This is a genomic window from Streptococcus ilei (assembly GCF_000479335.1).
GTDB lineage: Bacteria > Bacillota > Bacilli > Lactobacillales > Streptococcaceae > Streptococcus > Streptococcus ilei.
This window is the reverse complement of the sequence record NC_022584.1, coordinates 624,622-639,385: the sequence shown is the minus strand read 5'-3', so window position 1 is coordinate 639,385 and position 14,764 is coordinate 624,622. Positions and strand designations below refer to the sequence as shown.

The 14,764-nt window shown below is 30.1% G+C and carries 12 protein-coding genes; all 12 read left to right on the top strand.

Annotation, left to right across the window (positions count from 1 at the left end; genetic code table 11):
- The first annotated feature begins 6 nt into the window (after positions 1 to 6).
- The 12 genes from N596_RS03185 to N596_RS03125 all read left to right on the top strand — a co-directional run bounded on the left by N596_RS03185 (position 7) and on the right by N596_RS03125 (position 14,730).
- Positions 7 to 2,208, top strand: a complete 2,202-nt coding sequence (locus N596_RS03185) for a bacteriocin-associated integral membrane family protein (protein WP_023026924.1) — start codon at positions 7 to 9, stop codon at positions 2,206 to 2,208.
- A gap of 4 nt (positions 2,209 to 2,212) precedes the next feature.
- The gene (locus tag N596_RS03180) at positions 2,213 to 2,869 is read left to right on the top strand and encodes an ABC transporter ATP-binding protein (RefSeq protein ID WP_023026923.1); all 657 of its coding nucleotides are present in this window, start codon (positions 2,213 to 2,215) and stop codon (positions 2,867 to 2,869) included.
- A gap of 737 nt (positions 2,870 to 3,606) precedes the next feature.
- Complete coding sequence (locus tag N596_RS03170; protein WP_023026922.1) at positions 3,607 to 4,464, top strand: helix-turn-helix domain-containing protein; 858 nt, start codon at positions 3,607 to 3,609, stop codon at positions 4,462 to 4,464.
- 97 nt (positions 4,465 to 4,561) lie between these two features.
- Complete coding sequence (locus N596_RS03165) at positions 4,562 to 4,732, top strand: subtilosin A family bacteriocin (RefSeq protein ID WP_023026921.1); 171 nt, start codon at positions 4,562 to 4,564, stop codon at positions 4,730 to 4,732.
- Between the two features lie 71 nt (positions 4,733 to 4,803).
- Positions 4,804 to 6,159 carry a radical SAM protein gene (locus N596_RS03160; protein ID WP_023026920.1) on the top strand — a complete coding sequence of 452 codons (1,356 nt, stop codon included), beginning with the start codon at positions 4,804 to 4,806 and terminating at the stop codon, positions 6,157 to 6,159.
- A complete protein-coding gene (locus tag N596_RS03155) occupies positions 6,152 to 7,072 on the top strand; it encodes a hypothetical protein (RefSeq protein ID WP_023026919.1) in 921 nt (306 codons plus the stop codon). Before N596_RS03160 ends, N596_RS03155 begins: the two co-directional genes overlap by 8 nt.
- A 13-nt stretch (positions 7,073 to 7,085) precedes the next feature.
- The gene (locus tag N596_RS03150; protein WP_023026918.1) at positions 7,086 to 7,934 is read left to right on the top strand and encodes a peptidase M16 family protein; all 849 of its coding nucleotides are present in this window, start codon (positions 7,086 to 7,088) and stop codon (positions 7,932 to 7,934) included.
- A gap of 653 nt (positions 7,935 to 8,587) precedes the next feature.
- Complete coding sequence (locus N596_RS10230; protein ID WP_023026917.1) at positions 8,588 to 8,725, top strand: hypothetical protein; 138 nt, start codon at positions 8,588 to 8,590, stop codon at positions 8,723 to 8,725.
- A 1-nt stretch (position 8,726) separates the two neighbouring features.
- Positions 8,727 to 9,419: an ATP-binding cassette domain-containing protein gene (locus tag N596_RS03145; protein ID WP_023026916.1), complete on the top strand. Its 693-nt coding sequence runs from the start codon at positions 8,727 to 8,729 to the stop codon at positions 9,417 to 9,419.
- A 2,398-nt stretch (positions 9,420 to 11,817) separates the two neighbouring features.
- Positions 11,818 to 12,039, top strand: coding sequence for a helix-turn-helix domain-containing protein (locus tag N596_RS03135; protein WP_000286248.1), 222 nt, complete (start codon positions 11,818 to 11,820; stop codon positions 12,037 to 12,039).
- 497 nt (positions 12,040 to 12,536) lie between these two features.
- Positions 12,537 to 14,288 (top strand): recombinase family protein, encoded by a 1,752-nt coding sequence (locus N596_RS03130; protein WP_023026914.1) that lies wholly within the window; start codon positions 12,537 to 12,539, stop codon positions 14,286 to 14,288.
- Between the two features lie 121 nt (positions 14,289 to 14,409).
- Positions 14,410 to 14,730, top strand: coding sequence for a TfoX/Sxy family protein (locus N596_RS03125; RefSeq protein WP_023026913.1), 321 nt, complete (start codon positions 14,410 to 14,412; stop codon positions 14,728 to 14,730).
- Positions 14,731 to 14,764: the final 34 nt, after the last annotated feature.

Below are 14,764 nucleotides of genomic sequence, written 5' to 3'. Positions count from 1 at the left end.
GTACCTATGACATACAAAAACATGTTATTAGGTAAAATGAAATACTTAATCCTGTTTTTGATTGCCATCCAGAGTGTCTTACTTGCTCTGGTGGCAATTTTTTTAGCAGGTTTACAGTATCAACAGTCATGGCAGAGTTATAATCATCATTCCGGGACCGTAACAGTTTATCTTCAGAAGTTAACAGAAGAGCAATCACAAGATGTATTTAATTATTTTTTAGAACAGAGTGACTTGTCCATATGGACAAAACGTTCTGAAAGTAGTGATACAGGAGAAGGTCTAAATAGGATTTATATAGACATCCTTGGTAGCTCTGCTGGTTTTTCAGATTTTGAAAGTACGGGTAAAATAGTTGTCTCACAACAACAATTTGCAAATTTATTATCTCATAGTGACAATAGTATGACTATTGGACTTGACAAAGGCTCAAATAATATGCTTTACGAGCTTCCAGATTTATTATTTAGCACACCTGTAGTCATTGAACGATTAGATTTTACTTTCCAAAACACTAATACGATTAATGGGATATACCATATCAATGGTCTCCACGATGCTGTCTCAAGAGATAACTTTTTGTTGCATCTTTCAAAGGTGTCAGGTATTTCTGTTGAGGATTTGACAAAAGAAAGTTTTGGAAGTAGTACTGATCAGGGAATTTGGGGAATAATACTTGCTATCAGCATCTTAGTAAATGCCTTCATTTTACTGATCCTATTCTTAATCTGTGTTCTTCAATCCTTTAAACATTTCGGAACATTGATTCTTTTAGGATGGGATAGAAAAGAATTATGGTCTGCTTTTTTCAAAAATTCTCTACTATTTTCAATCTATATTATTCCTATTATCTCTTTATGTAGTTGGTTGTTGTCAGGCTGGTCTAGTTTTGGTTTATCATCGTTTATTCTAGTTTTTGCTGGAGTCAGCCTCTCAGTCTTGTTGCTACTATTGATATTCATTATTCCAACAATTATTGTTTATTCGGTTTCTCCATTAGCCGCAATTCATAAACGATTACCAATGAAGCCTTTAATGGTAACCTGCTTGTTATTCTATACCTTGGTAGCTGGTTTGTTAATCGCAGTCAGTTACTCTTTAGATGCTCCAATGAATCAGTTTATTGATAATATGAAAGTATCTAGGGAGTGGAAGAATGTTGAAGATATGTACGTTATCTCCAGCTTTGTTGAGGGAGATGATGTAGGTACATATGCAGGAACTACAAATTCCCTTGAGCGTAGTATGTATAACTTTTACCAGCGTATATCTGAGCTTCCAGGTGTCTATATTGCCCAAGGACAATTTCTTAATCAGGAGTCCCTTGATGCAGTCTATGGGACATACCAGCATGTCCCTAAAAAACCATTTTGGTATTTGAAATTCTCCTATAATTACCTGCAAGACCTAGGTATTTCCCTAAGTGATGAAGAGTTGCTAGAGATGAGGAATGGTACTCGACTTTATCTTCTACCTAACACGCTCAATACAGAAGAACTTGAGGTGATGAAGGCGTATTTACAGGAAAGTGTCACTGTAAAACCGGGAGATTTAAAAACTAATTTCACAGAAAATCCGAAATTTATGTTCAAGGTTTATCAACCGTCTCGACCAATATTTACTTGGTCAGATTCCATTTCTTATGGTACAACTAGTGAGAATCCAGTTATTTTTGTCTCAACACCAGAGAATTTATACTTCATGGAGTCGGCAAACTTAGTTGTTAGTGGCTATAATGGTCTTTTGAAGATTCGTGATAGGAAAACGATGGAACAGGTAGTGTCCGTTTTAGAAACAGAATTTCCAGATTTAACGGATAATCGGTTGAGTTTTACAACTGTCAAGAACTTTATCAATGGTATTCAAAAAGATCTGAGTTATACATTTTATCTTTTCGGCACGATCATAGCGATTATCATAATTACGATGATGGCTATTTTCTGGAGTTTTGTCTTAATGTACCGCTTGTTATTTAAAGAAAAATTGTATGTTCAATACTTTATGGGATTCTCACCATGGAAAAGATATATTGGTGTGCTTTCTCTCATTATTAGTTTTTCTGTGATGGAACTAATCGTTTCTATCTTAGTGGGTTCTAAGTTGGGAATAGTCATGACACTAGCTACATTTTCTTTTCAGATAATGCTTCTTTACTTCAGCTTGTTCCGTAAAGAAGGAGAGAGTATCATACAATTATTTAAGGAGTAATCTCATGTCTAGAATTTCAGTACAAAATGTATCAAAACAATTTGGTTCAAGAGAAATTTTCAAAGACTTAAGCTTTGATATTGAGGAAAATGAATTTGTAGCTTTAGTAGGACCTTCTGGTTCTGGAAAATCGACTATCCTCAATATGATTGGACTATTGGATACTGTTGACAGTGGTAAAATCCTGATCAACGGAAAAGTTTTGCCTAAGGTAAATTCGCGATCAGCAGTTCATTACCGAAGGAATGTCATCAACTATCTTTTTCAATCCAATGCACTCATTTCTACATCTAGTGTAAAAGATAACCTGATGCTTGCCATGACTTTTTCGAATTTCTCTAGACAGGAGAAGGAGCAGAGAATCAAGGAATCGCTAGAATTTGTTGGTCTACAAAATCGGTTAAATAGTAAAATCAATGAATTATCGGGAGGTGAACAGCAGAGAATTGCGATTGTGAGAGCTATTTTAAAGCCCGGAGATATTGTCCTAGCAGATGAACCAACCGGATCGTTAGATCCTGAAATGTCTCAAAAAGCATTCGATTTGATTCGAACTTTGAGAGATCAGTTTGGTAAAACAATTTTGGTTGTTACGCATAACATGGAGCAAGCACGGCAATGTGATAGGATCATTTCACTGGAGTCGGTTCTTGCAAATTAACTCAACCATTATTAGCAGTTGATACGGTTACTTTTTATGGAATATCGAAGGCGGAGAGTTCAAACATGAAAAAATTTACATATGATATTATAAAACAGCCAAGTTTGTCTAATCCTTTGGAGTTAAAAACACATGTACTGGTTGAAAATCATATTTATTCCATGTTATTTTGAGGAAGATATTGTGAAAGTCAAAGATGATGATGAAGTCGAGTGGGATATGTTAGAATTTCAAAAATTTAGAGCATTTTTGGCTTAGTAATCTGTGTTGAAGGCTCAAAACCTATGGTAAAAAAGTAGCTTTGAAAACGTATTGCCTCCAAAGATTTAGTTAAATAATGATTTAACACAAAATGAAATTATTGAAGTTCTGGAAAGATGTTGTTTCAGTATAGAAATAAGTCTTGAAAAACTGGATTTGAAGAATTATTTTGATTATATTGTTTCGGATTATTTCTCAGCGTTCAGATTGGTAACTTGCAGATATTTATCATATAAAGGTATATCAGGTCCACTAGTAGGAAATAGTCAAGATTCTTATCGATTAATAAATAATAACTGTTATATTTTAATAATTGTTGTCACCTAAAGCATATTTTTCAGAGCATCTTAAACGATTTTATTGTATTCTAACAATAGAAATACTATTTTAGTTTTACTAAAATCTAGAATATTTGAAAACTAATTGGCTTACTTATATATGAAATCATCCCTAATCTGCAACAAGGAGAGGAATCAATGAAAAATTTAGGACAAATCTTAAAAAAAATTCGAGAAGCTAAGGGCCTCTCTCTTTACAATGTTGCTAATGATGAGATTTCTACCTCTCAGTTATCTCGATTTGAAAATGGATATACAGATATTACTCTTAGTAAATTACTTTCAGTTTTAAAGACACTGGACGTATCTTTAGAGGAGTTTATGTATTTAGGGCGTGGTTTTCATAAGATGAGTAATTTCGAGGTAATTGATAAGATAAATAATTATTTTTATAAGAACAACAGCCCAGCCTTGAGAAAACTCCTCATTAATTGTACAGAAAAGGAAGAGGAGAAACTAAGTAAGAAATTAACAATAATTTTGATTAAGTTAAAGCTCCAAGAAATTGAGAAAGATAATATTGTGACTTCTGAAGAAATTGATTTTATATCAGACTATTTATTTAGCATAGATATCTGGGGTGAATATGAATTAGAGCTATTTTCCTCCACAATGGAAATTTTTTGCCAATCAAGTATTATGATATTAACGAAGGAAATGGTGAGGAGAACTGATTTTTATAAACATTTACCGACCCATAGAAGATTAGTTACTAGCATGTTATTTAATGCTTTTAGCCTCAGCGTAGAAAGAAATAATATGGTTGATGCATCTTATTATAGAGAACAATTAGTCCAGTTATTTTTTGATGAAACAGAATTATATGAAAGATTAGTTTTTCACCTCATAGATAGTTGTTACAATTTTAAGATGACAAATGAATTGAGTAATATTTTAGAGATGAGAAAGTGTATTGGCTTTATGAAAACCTTGGAAAGCATGAATTTAGTAGAACGATGGGAAAAATATATTGAGAGAGTACTTAATAGTAACTAATTGCACATTAGGGATAAAAACTATTAGACCAACTGCTAGTGATATAATAACATTAGGCAGTTGGTCTAATAGTTTTTATAATCAAGGAGGATTAATCATGATTAAGAACAATAAGATTGACAACCCGTCTGTAAAAATTGAAAAAGCAACTGTTGTAAATAACAAAGGATGTAGTGTTTGCGCGATTGGTGCTGTTTGTTTAGCTGACGGTCCAATTCCTGACTTTGAAATTGCAGGAGTATCTGCTGTATTTACTGCATTTGGATAATTGCTAATTATAAATTAAATATCTAATATATAATGACCTACTGCTTATTTTTTTATTGAAAGAGGATAAAAATGTATTTAGTGTTAGATAATCAAGTTACAATATATCAAACTAAAGGGGACTATAATGTAATCGTTGAGAAAATAGATGCGAACAAACGGAAACAATTTGACTATTTTACAGTTAATAAAACAGGAAAATTACTTCTAGAAGCTATCAACGGCAAGCAAAATATGGAGGAATTTATAGAAAACTTTATTGATACTTACAACTTAGTAGAAGATGATCGAAATTGGATTGAGACATTTTTGAATGAAATGATGAAAAAAGGAGCCATTGCACTCAAAGAGAGCCCAGAGATTACAAATTTGCCATTATATATTTATGGAAATTCAAGACTTATTTCTCCTTTACATGTAACGGTTGAGATCACTGAAAAATGTAATTTATATTGTGCTCATTGCTATTTAAATGCATCCTGTAATAAAACAACTGCAATTGATTACGAGGGTTTCAAGTCTCTTGTGAAAAAACTAAAAGCGAGTAACGTTTTGAGTATTGAAATCACTGGTGGAGAAGTATTTATGAATAAGGATGCAGAAAAAATACTAGAATTGGCATTTAATGAGTTTAGTAGAGTAGCCTTATTAACAAACGGTACAATACTCAAGAAAAGTAGCTTGTCGTTATTAGAGAAAAACAAAGATAAATTAGTTATGAGTATTTCTTTAGACAGTGTTAGAGAGGAATTACATGATAAGTTTAGAGGTATGCGAGGCTCATTTAGGAGTACTTGTAAAAATATTAGGCGTCTGACAGAAGCGGGAATACATGTACGAGTAGCTTCTTCTATTTTTGATGAAAATATGTGGGAGGTCGATAAACTTGCTGAGCTTGCAATTGAGTTAGGAGCGGAACTTTTTGTTTATAATTTTGTAGAAAATTTTGGCAGAGGTACGGACTTCAATAAAAATAGTAGTACGAAATTTTCCAAAGAGTACTCACGTTATTTGAGTGAGACGGTATTTAAGTATAGAGCATTAATTCCAATTATCGAATCGGAGGATTATCTAAAATCTTCTTCTAATTGTGGTGCTGGAACAAATACTATTTTAATTGGTGCAGATGGTAATTTAAGACCTTGTCCTATCTTTCCTAAGAATAAAATTTTCAAAAATATAAACGATGGCAGTATGGAGGAGATTTTTTCTGATGATGTTTATCAAAAAATTAGCAATATCTATCCCCCTAGTGATGAAAACGGTTGTTCTAAATCTTGTCCAAATTACAGTAATTGTTTTGGATGCTACATGAAAGGACTGGAAAGTAATGTAGATAAAGCACCAGAACAATATTGTTCTTGGATAACTTATAATAAATTAGAGAAGTTTATGGAACAATATAAGGGAGGGAAGGTTATTGAGTAATTATCTTTTTTCTTATAAATATTATAGACCTATTCCTAATTTATTTATTAAACAAAAACTAAGAGAAATTCATAAGTTACTTAAGGATGATTTAATAAAATTTGGAATCGAAAACGGAATAATAATTTCAATTTTTGCTCTCGGTTGTAATGGGAGAATGACAGAAATTATTTATATAAAATCAATGTATCATATTCCTAAAGATAAAATTTATGATATGTTAGATTTTTTATATAATAAAGAAATTGAACTTTACAAGGTGGTAAAAGATGATAACATTAATTGTACAATATCTTGCTACGGAGTAACTGCAAATGCTTCTATTCCTACAAAAGAGTCCTTAGGATACTTTTTAAAAAATTTTTTAAAATGGGAAAATTATAGTGTCAAAAAATATTCTAGAGTTAAATTAGAAACTACAGAAAATATTATAATTAAAGAAGGAGAATTAACGTATGTCGGTTTCCTATGTGATAATATAGAGATAAAAGAATTAGGAGATATGCTGTCAGCTAAGTTATTAGAAGAAATTTTTAAATCACAAAATAGCGTTTTAACAGAGATTAGAAATCAAGGACTTTGTTACACAACTGTATCAAAGTTTCATGAAGATTTGAACGTTGTTTATATCGGACTAATAACAAGTTATTCAGAAGATAAAATTTCTAGATTAGATACCATGTATACCAATGTTCAGTTAACTGAGGGCGAGTTCGAACTTGCTAAATGTCGATTGAAGAAAGAAATAATATTTTCAACAACTTTATATCAAATAGACCATTACTTATTACCTTTTCAGCTATTGAAAATTGATGCAAATGTATCAACTTTGTTAGAAATAATCGATAAAATAAAATTCGAAGATATTGTGAAAATTTTTAATAGCAGGAGAATAGTGTGTTTAAAAGCATAATAAGGAGAAAGTAATGAAGAAAGATTGTACGTTTTTTATTAAACCAGTTTCAGATTTAGGAGAAGTTACTATTGAAAGAATAATTTTTAATTTTAATGGTTCAATTAGGGAAGGGTATTTACACCTTTTAGAACATCTATGGGTTAGAGCTAATAAGTCGTGGTTTGATGATTATGAAAGTAAAATGAATATTTTTAACGCTCTAACGAATAAGAATCGAATTACATTTATTTTGATATATACAGCATCGACAGTTAATACCAATAAGTTAATATTTGATTTAAATTTTAATGAACAGGACTTCTTGATCGAAAAAAAGACTATTTACGAAGAAAGAAAATTATATTCGGATAGTACACCAGACGTTGACATTGTTTTAGGAAGTCTTAGAACTATTGAAGCCTTTGATTTAATAGTTTTAAAAAACATGATGCAACAGATGAATTATAAAAAAATTCGATTTCATTTTTCCTCAAAAAACAACGGCAAATATATGAAAAATCCCACTATTAATATAAAAAAGAATTCGATAATTTGGAAGGATTCTAATACTATTCAACTCAAAGATTTTTATGATTATAAAGTATTGTTAACCATTTTAAAAGTGTTTAAATTAACGAATGAAAATTTTTGTTTTAATGTCAACGAGGCAAAAGAAAATTATGAGATCACATTTGATGATTACGAAGTCTTTGATTTTATGCTAAAAAATAAAGATAATGTCTTAAAGCGATACCAGCTACTACTTACTAATACTCAATTATTTATAGAACAGACAATTTATTTATTTGATCTTTTTGGTTTTAATCTTGATATATTAGACTTTTGGAGAGAATTTAATTGGGAGGTTTTAGAAAAATGAAAAAAAAGCAACAATTCTATTTCTAATCAACCTAGTTCTATTAGCGTTAAGAAATATAGTTAATAGTTACTTCAATTTAGAATTTAAAATAACAATCAGAGATTTTATAGTGTTAGGAGGAATATTAATTCTATGTGAACAGAAATATATAAAGGTACTACTATCTATCTTATCTACAAGATCTGCTTTAACTAACTATAAACAAATTGAGTATCTAATTTATCTGATAAATGCTAATATTCTGATGTACACATTGATAATGTATTTTAACACTTTTTCTTTTTCGTCATCATTCATCAATTTATATTATAAAAATTACTTCTTAAATTTTTTAATACTTATATTTTCTTTTTCTTATATAATTATAAAATATAAGTTGCTGGTTATTAAATATAAATATGTTTTAATTATATTGACTTTCCTTCTTATGGGTGTTAGTGTATTAGACTTGATAACATTTGTTTTTTTGGCAATTATTTCATTTATCTCTAGTAAATTAACAAAGTTCAATACTAATTATTTCTCAGCAATAATATTTCCGATGGTATTAGTTTATTATATTGTATTTGACAAAAATATATTTTCTATAGTTTGCACATGTTTATTACTTTTTAGCTACCTTGTACCAATAATCTTAGAAAGGAAATTAAACAATGAACAAAAAACTTAGAATCGCAATTGCTATTTGCTTTTTTGTAGGTGCATTTATGTTTGTTTTCATGAAAGAATATCTATATGCAGTTGCTTTTATGATGGTGGGTGGAGTATATCTGTATAAAGGAGTGAGATAATTTGACAACTCTATTAGAACTAAAAAAGTTGGATTTTGCATATGTTAAAGATAGTAAAATATTAGATAACATTGATTTAATTTTGAATCAAAATAAAGTCTATGGTTTGATTGGAAAGAACGGGGCTGGGAAAACAACGTTAATTAAAACTTTAAGTAGTGTATTTAACAATAATGTTTTTACTATGAAATATTTTAAGTTTTTCGATAAAGAAGTCCAGCTGAGTTCAGAATTTTATCGACAAAATAAGTATACAGTATTTACAGAAAGTGAAAGTTTTTTAAACTGGACTTTTTTGCAATATTTGGAAATGGTCTGTCAACTTTATAATTGTTCGATAGAAAGAAGAAGATTGGAGTTTTTAGTTAACGGATTTAAATTTGAAGAGTATTGCCAAAAAGAGATCAGAGACCTTTCTACTGGTAATAAAAAGAAAGTTTTCTTGATAGTAGGATTATATCTTAGAAGACCTTTATTGATTTTAGATGAACCGTTTGACGGTTTAGATTTCGAATCCACGGAATTTTTATATAAGATGTTACTGGAGTATAAGCAATATGGTACCGTTCTGTTGAGTACTCATTTTGCAGAGAGTGTCGTACGAGTTTGTGATTATCTTTATATTCTAGAAAATGCTCACATAAACTTATTCCAAGGAAATGTGTCTGAATGGTTAGAGTCCATCAGGAAATAAGGAGGAAATCTGTAATGTTATGGATATTCATATGTAGAGATTTGTTTTCACGGAAAAGATTTTATTTTTTGGGATTTTCTTTAATACTAGTCTTACTCATACGACATTTAATACCTTCTCATAACAATGCGAACTATCTTTTATTTTCTGCAACACTAATTACCTTAGTAAGTACTTGGCAACTACTTTTATCTTATTTCAAATCAGAAAGAATCCAGGCATATTATCAACTTCCTATTTCTAACACAAAGTTTTATATCCAATTTATATTTGTGGCGTTTGCATCTAATCTAATCGAAAGATTGTCATTGTTAATCATTCTTTTTAGTGAAGCAAAATTAATAAATTTGATATTACCTATATTATCTTCCCTCTTTGTTATTATGAGTAGCTTTAGATTAGTTAGGTGTTTTGGAGCTTTAAATAATAAAGTGACTAATCTTTTATCATTACTTTATATTTTTATTTCACTATCATTGTTTCTCTTACTGAAATCAATTTATTTGCTTTTGTTCATGATTGCTATTGAGTGGATTTTTATTTTAAGAGATGATAATTTTTTGTATTTAGATGATTTTTCAAATACAAATCATTTTTTAAAGTTTAAAAATTATTTTGTTTCAAATTTGGTAAAAGAGAGATATTTTTATTTTAATACTGTCGCCTCAGTATTATTTATTTTAATATTATATTTTCAAAAACTACCTGAAAACTTAAAAATCCCATTACTATTCACTGTAGCATCTACTAATACACCTCTTACTAGTTTAATTTCTAGCGAGCCACAATTAAGAATACATTTGCGATCACTACCTAAATCTTATATTTTTTACAATATGTATCTAAGGTGTTTATTATACTATTATCTTTTTATAAATTTTCTAATTGCAATTGTCTATATTACTAGTTCACACAGTATAATATTTTTAGTATGGGTAGGGATATTTACTTTATTTGAGAGTGCGTTATATCTATTTTTAGAAAAGTATTGGTATATTAAGAAATGGAACATAAAGAAGGAACTATGGAAGCATCCTCGCAAATATATTGTTCCTATGATGACTTATCTATTTTTCTTTATTCTACTAATGTTAAAGAAATTCTAAAGCCCATTTGTAGAATAAAGTGTAACATAGTATTTAATCCTTTCAAGCTGTTTGAGTCAACTCAAGCAGCTTTTTCGAGTACTTATATCCATAAATTCTTCTAGGCTTTCGTTAAATATTTTTGTACTATCCGCTATAAAATCTTATTTCAATTATTTGAGTGAATTTGCTTTTGAAACGAAGTCACGTAAAGGAGTGATGAAGTTCTCATCGAATGTCTGACCATAGGATGAATAGGCACGGGCAAATTAAATTTTTAATACCTCTTATTTAATTGAGTAAAGAAAACTCGATTTAATTATCAGTAGTAATGATTTGATTACATACCGTTTCTTGCGTTATGACACATCTTGATTGACATATTCTACCTTCTTATCTAAGAGTTTCCTTGAGATAGCATAGCAAGTTTGTCACTCTACTGAGATCAGAATAGAAGGTTTACTGACCATATTTTAAGCAATAACAGAATCTAGTTCACAATATCAGAAACGTATCCAATTATTAATTTCTTGTACTCCATCATAAATTTTTATCACCTTGTTATTTTTAGGAGATATAGTCTTGGTAGATTTATTAAAAAGTTGTACAACACTAGGTAATTAAATAAACTTTTCTTGATGCATATAGTCATAAAGCATCTTGATTTAAGAAACAACTGAATCAAAATGTTGGAATTTATAAGTGTGAATAAAAGTTTTCATACTATTTCCCCTCGGTTTTTCTTCCTTCACCTATGTGAACTCTATCAGAAAGTCAGGCTAAATCTTATTTAGTTACAAGTAATAGCTAGCTTCTATAGAATGATAATGAAAATTCTAGATTGGATTTGCATAATACTGTTATCAGTAGATCTTCTATCATTGATTTGTTTCACTGGTATTACAGAATCTCGATTAGTTTTACAAGTAAAAATAGAACGTTTTCTATCCTAACGACGAGCAGTATAAGCAGTTTTTTCCTTTGTTTAAATAAAACTAAAATTTAGTATTGTTCAGCTTCAGAGAAGTGCTTGTATGATTGATTTGTGAACATTTTCCTATAATTTTGTAATATTTTTGAGACTATAATATATTAGATAAACATGTCTTTTGTGTTTCATTTTATTTTACAATAAGACTAATTTTTGAAAGCCAGTAATTTTAAATAGTTGATAAAATCTTTGCTCTCAGACGGTTAATAGATATGCTTATGAGAAGTGTTTAATAAATTAATTTTAGTTCAAAATGTCCAGTTTAGACACTTTGAAAGATTTCTTAGTTTTATATATTATACTTTTCTCAGGAGAAAGCTAGATGTACAGACGTTTGAGAGATTTGAGGGAAGATCACGATTTAACCCAAAAACAAATAGCTAAAATACTTTCGTTTACAAACTCAGCTTATGCTAAAATTGAACGGGGTGAGCATGCCTTGACGGCAGATGTATTGGTAACTCTCTCAAACTTTTACGATGTCAGTACAGACTATCTATTGGGATTGACAGATTTTCCTGATAAAATTCGCTTTAGAAAATAATCTCCTCAATTTCATAGAGTGTGAAAATGAGGAGATTTTTTATTTGTTCTTTGACAATTGAATAGTCCAAAATGGTACTTTCCTCATTTGTGGAGCAGATTTGAATGGCTCGCCATGACAAGAGCGATTTTAAAACCATCAATAAAATAGAGCGATACTTTATATGCCATGATACAAATGATATACAATGATACTTCTGACCGTTCAGGCTGCCACCGTAAAAGAGCAGCAAGTGAAATTCTTATGATGACTTCATCAGTCATGCCATGGAGGAGATTGATAAAAGATAAAAGATAAAAGGGAAGTGATTTTTTGAAATCAAATTTAGAAAATTATATAGTCGAGCTAGAGATGCTAAATCTATTATTCCTAAAAAAACTTATTAGTGAAAAAGAATATGAAAAAATAAAGCTGAAACTGCGTAAAATATACACAAATTAGCTGACCTTTTTTATTGGTTGCGGTAAAATAAATGCAGATAAATAGGAGGTTAAGCCATGTCAAATAACGTTGAAATTATAAAAGCAAATCCTTTAGTAACTAGAAGAAATGATAATAGTGGTTCTTTATCGAGGAGAGTAGCAGCATATTGTCGTGTTAGTTCCGATAGTGATGATCAAAAAAATAGCTATGATTCTCAAGTTCGTCATTATAGAGAGTATATATCACAGCACCAAGATTGGAATTTGGTTGACATTTATGCTGATGAAGGGATTTCAGGAACTCAAGTTGGAAAAAGACAAGATTTTCAAAGATTAATTTCAGATTGCCTTGATGGAAAAATAGACTATATCATTACCAAAGCCATTGCTCGCTTTGCTAGAAATACATTAGATACTCTCAAATATGTTCGTTTGCTCAAAGATAAACAAATTGGTGTATTTTTCGAAGAAGAAAATATTGATACTTTAACTATGGATGGTGAGTTGCTATTGACGATATTGAGTTCGGTGGCTCAACAGGAAGTTGAAAATACATCTGCCCATGTTAAAAAAGGTTTAAAAATGAAGATGCAACGTGGAGAACTTATTGGTTTTCAAGGTTGTCTTGGTTATGACTATAATCAAGATACAAAGTCGATATCAATAAATGAAAAAGAAGCCAAGATAGTACGTTATATTTTTGAACGATACATTGATGGTATTGGGGGTAGGGCAATAGCTAGAGAACTTGATGAACTAGGTTATAAAACTCCTAGAGGTCTTGATCACTGGCAAGATACAACAGTTTTAGGAATTATTAAAAACGAGAAGTATAAAGGTGATATTCTAATGGGAAAAACTTTCACTGTTGACCCCATTAGTAAGAGACGTTTAATAAATTTCGGTGAAGAAGATAAATACTACATTAAAAATAATCATGATGCAATAATTAGTCCAGAAATTTTTACACAGGCACAAGAAATTAGATTACGGAGATCAGGAAACAAAAAAACCATAGCAAATACAAAAGGTAAACGAGAAAGATATTCAAGAATGTACCCTTTTAGCAGTAGATTAGAATGTGGTTTTTGTGGTACTGTTCTGTCTAGAAGAAGTTGGCACTCTAGTTCAGAGTACAAAAAGATTATTTGGCACTGTACAACATCTATAAAGAGAGGTAAAAAGTATTGCACTCATAGTAAAGGAATAGAGGAAAAAGCCATAGAAAATGCTTTTTTACAGAGCTACCAACAGTTGTTTTATGAAAATCATAACCTAACTGAAGACTTTCTTGAAATTATAAAAGAAGAGCTTACTGATGATACCTTAAAAGTGGAATTGAATAAGATAGTTAGTAAATTAAATTCGTTGTACAAAAAAGAAGAAAAATTAGTTTCAATGAATCTTGATGGAAAAATAAGTGATTCTGTATATGAAGATAAATTTAATCAAATACAAATTGAGAAAGAAAAACTTTTAGAAGAAAAAGTAAACTTAGAAGTAACTTTAAAATCAGAAGTTGATATAAAAAGTAGATTAGAGAATTTTAAAGAAATTTTAACTTCACAAAAGACTTTGACGGAGTTTGACAAGGACATTTTTGAAAGTATCGTTGAAAAAATAATAGTAGGCGGAATAAATTCTGATGGAGAAATTGATCCAGCAATGTTGACTATAATTTTTAAAACGGGAGATTCTTCGACTAAAGATGCAAAATCTTACAAATCTAAAAGAAAGAATGCTAAAATAGAAAACGATAAATTGTGTTTTAATGCCGTAACCGATGACGAAAAAAAGTGTACAAATAAAGGAAACAGCGCATGTTGAGGCGGTATCACTGCTTGTACGAGATACGAAGTAGCATAGTAGAAACGGAAGGCCCACCATATTGAACTAATATAAGTATTAAAAATCCAGTAGACCAATGCAAATTTTGGAGGTGTAGATTATGTCTTCAAGTAAAGAATATTTAGATTTCATTTTAGAACAATTATCCGAGTTGGAAGAAATATCATATAGAGCAATGATGGGTGAATATATAATTTATTATCGTGGGAAAATCATTGGTGGAATTTATGATGATAGATTTTTAGTGAAGCCTGTCAAATCCGCAATAGCATACATGCCAAATGCAAAGTATGAGTTACCATATGATGGAGCAAAGGAAATGCTATTGGTAGATGATGTTGACAACAAAGAATATTTAACCGGCTTATTTAATTCAATGTATGATGAGTTACCTGCACCAAAACCAAAGAAAAAGAAATAATAAAATCTCAGTTTATCTAGGTAATACCATTTAA